Source organism: Sphingobacterium sp. JB170, from assembly GCF_900163865.1.
Classification (GTDB): domain Bacteria; phylum Bacteroidota; class Bacteroidia; order Sphingobacteriales; family Sphingobacteriaceae; genus Sphingobacterium.
Window position 1 is genome coordinate 1 of the sequence record NZ_FUKU01000062.1, and the last position, 6,694, is coordinate 6,694.

Sequence of the window (6,694 nt, forward strand, 5' to 3'; positions counted from 1 at the left end):
GACGTTCTTTTGCTTCTCCTATGTTTGTATAATATAATCTAAGTGAGGAAAAGTGAGATAGATTTTGCTTTAAAGAGCTTAATAGTATTTTCAAGCGAAGAAACTGCCTCTTCTTCTTTTACCTCCTATGTTTGTATAATATAATCTAAGTGAGGAAGAGTGAGAGCAGATTTTGCTTTAAATAGCTTAATAGTATATTCAAGAAAAGAAACTGCCTCCTCTTCTTTTACCTTTTAGAATCTGAACAGAATGTAAGGAATTCACCCACAAACATTGGGTTGTATAGCCAGTATATCCATTCAGGAGAAAAGATGTAGAAAGGTTATCACTTACCTAAACCAGATAAGATGAAGGTATTATTAAAACAGACAGTAGGAATTGATGTCGCACAAAATGAATTAGTTGTATCGCTTGGTCGAATGGATCAACAGATAAGCATAGAAGTTTATGCCTATAAAGTATTTCCCAACACACAAAAAGGATTTTCCAGTCTTGTATCATGGGTAAATAAGCAAACATTAACTAATGTAGAGGTACGGTATGTGATGGAAGCTACCGGAGTTTACCATGAATCCTTAGCTTATTACCTTTGCACTAATCAAAAACAAGTTAGTATCGTTTTACCAAACAAAATCAGTAATTATGTAAGGACACTTGACATAAAAACTATTACCGACAAGAGTGCTTCACAAGCCATTGCAAGATTTGGCTTGGAAAGGCAATTAGAAGTATGGCAACCTCCATTAAAAATATTCAATGATTTGAGACAGCTTTGTCGAGAACGAGAACAACTGGTACAGGAACGGACTATGTTAAAAAATCAGCTACATGCTGAGCGTACTTCTGCAACATCTAGCGAAAAATCAATAAAACGTACCAAGAAAAGAATTGCCATGATTGATAAGCAGGAAAAGGAAATAATGGAGGAAATTGCTGCACTTATCAAAGGAGATGAAGCTATAGCTAAAAAGATGAAAGTAATAACTTCTATACCAGGAATAGGAAATCTGACTGCTGTCACCATTATCGCTGAAACCAACGGATTTGAATTAATAAAAAATAAAAGACAGTTGGTAAGCTATGCTGGATTGGATGTAAGGGAAAAAACATCTGGAACTTCTGTGAAATCTAAACCCCGAATATCCAAGCGGGGTAATCGGAATTTAAGGAAAGTAATGCACTTCCCCGCATTGGCTGCAATCAGAACCGATGAAAACTTCAAATGTATTTTCTTAAGATTGGCTTCAAGGCATGGCATTAAAATGAAAGCAATTGTTGCCATTCAAAGAAAGCTTCTGGAGCTAACGTATATCCTATGGAAATCAAATACGTCTTATTGCCCAAATTATCACAATCAGAGTACTACAACAGAAACAATAACCATGTAATAAAATGAAAAAAGGGTAGCTGTTTTATATGCTACCCAATAATAAATATGCAAAACAAGATGAATTCTCAGTAAGAAATTCATCCGCAGTGTTATGCTTTCTCACGAACAATTCTGTTAACCTTCATTATTATTTTGCAAGTTTTAGAATGCGATACGCACCTTTTGCCACAATTAGGAATACAAGCGCTCCAATAATAAGATCGGGATAACTTGAATTGAGCCAATTAACTAAAAGACCAGCAACAATAACTCCCGAATTGATAATGACATCATTTGATGTGAATATCATCGAAGCCTGCATATGCGCTTCTTTACTTTTGTTCTTTTGTAAGAGATAAAGGCAAAATACGTTTGCAATCAATGCTAAAACTGAAACGACAATCATTGTTTTGAAATCGGGCATAGCTTCAATTCCCATAAAACGTCTGATCACTTCAACGAAACCTACAATAGCAAGTAAGACTTGGAAGTATCCTGCAAATCTGGCGATGTTGTTTTTTAGGGCGATTGTTCCACCAACAGCGATTAATGCCAATGCGTAAACGACACTGTCTGCAAGCATATCCAAGCTATCGGCTATCAATCCCATTGAACCTGAAAAAATACCGAACAACATTTCCAGTCCAAAAAACAGGAAATTGATAATCAACACGATCCAAAGTAATTTCCGTTGCTTGTTGCTTGTATCTGTTTCAACAACAAAATTGCTTTTTTCAGTTGAAACCAATGTCGTATTTAGGTTCAGTGTTCCCAAAGCCAAAAAAATTGGCTCTGGGTTTCCATTGTGATAAACGTCCAATTTTCTATTGGCTATATCAAATTCCAATCCTTTTACCGTATCAAAGTCTTGCAGTTTCATACGGATTAATTGCTCCTCGCTTGGGCAATCCATTTTAGTTATATTGAATATGGTTTTTTCCATTTGTTTTAAAGCTTGAATTTTATTCCTCCGTTAATCACAAATCCGTCCAAAGGTGCATAAATGTCTTTAAAAACCGGATTGGTTATTGTTCCTGTATAAATGCTACCAAAGCGTGTTTGTCGGGTGTCAAGGAAGTTTTCAAAGTTGATGTACAGAGAAAATCTTTCCCAAATCTTTTCAGCCATAAACCCGGTAATAAAGTAACCTTTGCCCGTAGTTCCATTATTCAGTTTTTGAGGACTGAAATAATAGGCTTCCAGACCAACTTTCCATTTGTCTTCTATTTCATACATCAGGATGGAATTAATGCGGTGCTTTGGCGTTAACGGGCTTTCTACAGTCATTCCATTTTGGTTTAATCGAGCATCTGTATAAGTGTATCCCAAAAATAATTTCAGGTCATCGTAACCAATTTTAATATTGGTTTCTGTTCCTTTAGTATGAATATAACCTGGAGAATTAACGAACTGATACAGATTTGCAGAGGGGTTTTCAAGTAACAAGGGATTATCCAGATAGGTGTAAAAGAACAATTGGTTTATGCTAAATGACCAATCTTCCCCAATGTAGGTGCGGTAATTGATGTCTGCATTTGCTCCATAACTTTTTTCCAATTTATTGATTTTATTGTCAATAGGCATTACATTTTGATATTGTAGGCGTTCGCTTTCTTCTGTAAAAATGGTTGGTGTTTTATACCCAAATCCACCTCCAATACGTGAAGTCAATCCGTTTGCAATCTTAAACAATGCAGATACTCTTGGCAAAAATACAGCTCCGTAATCTATCACGTAATCCGTTCTTAAACCCGCTTCTAATTGAAGCCAATCAGTAGCCTTAAAAGAATTTTGAACGAAAGCTCCGAATGTGTTTTGGCTGTAATCCCTCAACGGAAATGCAGTAATCTGCTTTTCTTTAAAATTGTCTGTCCAAATATTGACCCCTGCTACCCATTCCGATTTTTCTGTACTGTTGGTATAATTTGCTTCTGTAAAAGTTGCGGTTTGTGTTCCCTCAAACTGATAGTTGGGAATTGTTGTATTTCGGTTAAAATAACTCACGCTATTTTTAATTTGAAAAGAACTTTTTTCATCAATTAAGTGGTCGAAAACAAATTGTGTGGAATAGCGTTGTGTTTTATTTTTCTCGAAATATTGATGTGTGTTATCTCCTTTACCTTTGATGTAAAGCATATCACCTCCCAAACGGTTTTCGATAGTTGTATTGACACCGAAATTCATTTTTGTTTTATCATTGAAATAAACAAACAATTTAGGGTTCAGTACAAAACGTTCAAATTTTGGAATGGCAGAAAAACCAATTTTTGCAGGGTCGTAAGCTCCGTTTCTATTATGCGAAGCAAATATGGTTGTTCCGATTTTCTTAAACTTCTGTCCGTAAAAACCGTTGATGTCTAAACCTCCACCTGATGTTCCGTTTAAATGAAAACGCAAATCCCTTTCTTCCGTTGGTGTCTTGGAAATCAGGTTTACCAAACCTGCTATTGCTCCACCACCATACAGCGTAGATGTAGAACCTTTGATAACTTCAACCTGCTTTAAGTCAAGCGGTGGAATTTGCAACAAACCTAATCCGCTTGAAGCACCCGAAAAAATAGGAAAGCCGTCTTTCAAGATTTGCGTATATCTTCCGTCAAGTCCTTGAATACGGATACTTGCATTGGCACTTGTGGGCGAAGTGGTTTGTACGTGAATACCTGTACTTTCCGCCAAGAGCATACGAATATCCCCAGGTTTCATATTGCCTTTTTCGCCCAATTCTTCACTTCCGATAAATTCAATGCGGGTAGGAATATTTTGTATGCTCCTTGTACTTCTTGTAGAAGATATAACCACTTCCTCTAACTCCTCTGAACTTTCTTTGAGTAAGATTTCAATAACGCTGGTGTCCTTTAATGGAAATTCCAATGTATCAATACGTTCATTAAAGCCTACGTAACTAAAATGTATTTCCTGTACACCGTCAGGAACATTTACTATTATGATTTGACCATTTTCGTTGGATGTCGCTGCAAGCGAGGTTCCTTTTATAGATGCCGTCACACCAATCAAAGGATCTTTGTTTTCACTGTTTCTAATAACAGCATTTAAATTGTTTTGTGCAAATACACAGAGATTTAGTGTCATAAAAAATGACATAAAGAGTATTTTTTTCATTATATGAAAAATTATTAATGTTTGAAAAATAAGAATTGACGGTTTGTAGCACCGCAATTTGTTATTGTGCCGAAGACACTAAAAACATTAATTAATCTTAGGCGGTTGCCAAATGGAAGAGAAGAAGTCTGAAACAGCTGACGCAGTTATTACACCTAATTTCTTTTTAGGTTGTTGGACATAATTGGATGTTAAAGCATAAAAAGAAGTAATTACAAATCCAGTACAGGTATTGCATTTAGAAAAAGGCGAGCAACATTCCATACCGCAACCGTCGCTATCTTCTTCCTGACTATTTGTTGTTTGATGTATGACGTCAAAGCATTTATCTTCCATAAAGCCTGGCAAGATCGATAAGACCAAGACCATTAATGCTAATATGAATGATAAATTTTTCATTTGGCAAATGTATAAATTTATGCTCAATTTCACACAGTAATAAAGAATTAGAACATCAACTGTTATTTTTAAATAATATATAGCGAGAATTAGAGAAGAGATAGTATTAAATTTCGTAACTACTCAGGTTGTTTATTTCATATTTTGATTTTTCTAAAAATGTCTTGTTTTTATCCACATTTGACTGTATAACTTTCTATTATATTTCTAGGATTATTTTCTTAAAATCCTGTTTTTTGTAAAAAAGGAAAGCTCTTGTAATGGACAACGATAAGTTTTTAGTACTAATTGATTTACTCGAAAAGGAATCAGCGGCACGTCTTTCAGCCGAGTCATCCAAGGCCCTTGAAATAGAATCTATGCGTCAGATTATCGCTTCGATGCAGGTATCATTTAACCAGATAATCGAAGACCTTAATCTTACAATCACGGATCTGAATGCTACCATTGGCACTCTTTTGGAGCAGAACCGTTTATTAAGTGCTCCCAAAAAGAATAGTGGCAACAGCTCGATCCCCCCTTCTAAGGATGAAAACCGTCCGCTCAAGAAAACCAATAGTTTGCGTAATCCCAGTGGAAAGAAACCAGGAGCTCAAAAAGGTCATAACGGAAGTACTCTTCTGATGTCTACCACTCCAGATGTTATTGAAGACCATGAGCCACAATTCTGCAATTGCTGTGGACTTGGTCTGGGTGCTTTTCAAGGTGAACTGTTGAATCGACGTCAAGTTATTGATATACCTGCTGTGATCCCTAGCTTTACCGAACATCGCATATTTGCGAAAAGTTGCAGCTGCGGACATACGACCCGTGCCAGCTTTCCTAGTGGTGTAAATGCTCCTATCAGTTATGGACCTAATGCCCATGCACAGGTCGCTTATCTGCACACCCGTCAGTATATGCCAGTAGCACGTATCGCCGAACATTTCAGCACGCTTTATAACATGCCCATCAGCCAGGGTACGGTCTGCAATATGCTGGAACGCTTTGCTAATAAAGCATTACCGGCCTATAAATTGATCAAAACCAAAGTGATGGAAGCCAGCGTTGTGGGTGCCGATGAAACAGGAATGAAAATCAATGGCGATAAAAATTGGTTCTGGACCTGGCAATGTAAATTGGCTACCTACATCGTAGCTGCTACCAATAGAGCATATCAAACTGTTATTGATCATTTTCCTCTTGGATTTCCAAATGCCATATTGGTTCACGACTGCTGGTCCAGCCACCTCAAAACAACTGCCCAAGGGCATCAGTTATGTATAGCTCACCTGTTAAGGGAACTTAACTATTTTAAAGAAAAGTACAATTGTACATGGACCAGCAAGGTTTTCCAACTATTTATGCAGGCCCTGGAACTCAAGAAAATACTGCGACCCGAGCAATATGATAATCCAATAAAAGAACGGTCTGAAATCGAAGCCATACTCAATGAGCTCTGCATGCAAGTTATAGAGCCTGTGTATCCCGATGTGATAACCTTTCAAAAAAGGATACTTAAATACAGGGATCATATGCTGACCTTCTTGTATCAATACGATGTTCCTGCCGACAATAATGCATCCGAACAGGCCATCAGAAATGTAAAAGTAAAACAAAAGATATCTGGAATGTTTAAATCATTCACAGGAGCAAACATATATGCAATAATAAGATCCATAATAGATACATGCATTAAAAACAACCAGAATATCCTAAACACATTCATAACAATAGCTAAAAACTAGATACCTGAATAGTTACTAAATTTCTATCATTTTTAAAAAATATATTTGGTTTATAACACAGAATCTTTTCTTTGGTCGC

The 6,694-nt window shown here is 36.5% G+C and carries 5 protein-coding genes; 2 read left to right on the plus strand and 3 right to left on the minus strand.

Translation table 11 applies throughout. The annotated features are described in order from the left end of the window. Window positions 1-347 precede the first annotated feature (347 nt). The gene (locus FM107_RS16655; RefSeq protein WP_045752355.1) at window positions 348-1,388 is read left to right on the plus strand and encodes an IS110 family transposase; all 1,041 of its coding nucleotides are present in this window, start codon (window positions 348-350) and stop codon (window positions 1,386-1,388) included. A gap of 129 nt (window positions 1,389-1,517) precedes the next feature. On the opposite strand, the gene FM107_RS16660 is transcribed toward FM107_RS16655, so the two are convergent. The 3 genes from FM107_RS16660 to FM107_RS16670 all read right to left on the minus strand — a co-directional run bounded on the left by FM107_RS16660 (window position 1,518) and on the right by FM107_RS16670 (window position 4,888). Continuing rightward, complete coding sequence (locus FM107_RS16660; protein ID WP_045752356.1) at window positions 1,518-2,312, minus strand: cation transporter; 795 nt, start codon at window positions 2,310-2,312, stop codon at window positions 1,518-1,520. 5 nt (window positions 2,313-2,317) lie between these two features. Continuing rightward, window positions 2,318-4,489 (minus strand): TonB-dependent receptor domain-containing protein, encoded by a 2,172-nt coding sequence (locus tag FM107_RS16665; protein WP_086452611.1) that lies wholly within the window; start codon window positions 4,487-4,489, stop codon window positions 2,318-2,320. An 87-nt stretch (window positions 4,490-4,576) separates the two neighbouring features. Then, window positions 4,577-4,888, minus strand: a complete 312-nt coding sequence (locus FM107_RS16670; protein ID WP_045752358.1) for a hypothetical protein — start codon at window positions 4,886-4,888, stop codon at window positions 4,577-4,579. 260 nt (window positions 4,889-5,148) lie between these two features. Here FM107_RS16670 and FM107_RS16675 point away from each other — a divergent pair, with 260 nt between their 5' ends. Next, window positions 5,149-6,615 carry an IS66 family transposase gene (locus FM107_RS16675; RefSeq protein ID WP_021188873.1) on the plus strand — a complete coding sequence of 489 codons (1,467 nt, stop codon included), beginning with the start codon at window positions 5,149-5,151 and terminating at the stop codon, window positions 6,613-6,615. Window positions 6,616-6,694 lie beyond the last annotated feature (79 nt).

Coding starts and splice junctions, on each gene's coding strand:
- FM107_RS16655 (WP_045752355.1), top strand. CDS start 348: ATGAAGGTATTATTAAAACAGACAGTAGGAATTGATGTCGCACAAAAT.
- FM107_RS16660 (WP_045752356.1), bottom strand. CDS start 2,312: ATGGAAAAAACCATATTCAATATAACTAAAATGGATTGCCCAAGCGAG.
- FM107_RS16665 (WP_086452611.1), bottom strand. CDS start 4,489: ATGAAAAAAATACTCTTTATGTCATTTTTTATGACACTAAATCTCTGT.
- FM107_RS16670 (WP_045752358.1), bottom strand. CDS start 4,888: ATGAAAAATTTATCATTCATATTAGCATTAATGGTCTTGGTCTTATCG.
- FM107_RS16675 (WP_021188873.1), top strand. CDS start 5,149: ATGGACAACGATAAGTTTTTAGTACTAATTGATTTACTCGAAAAGGAA.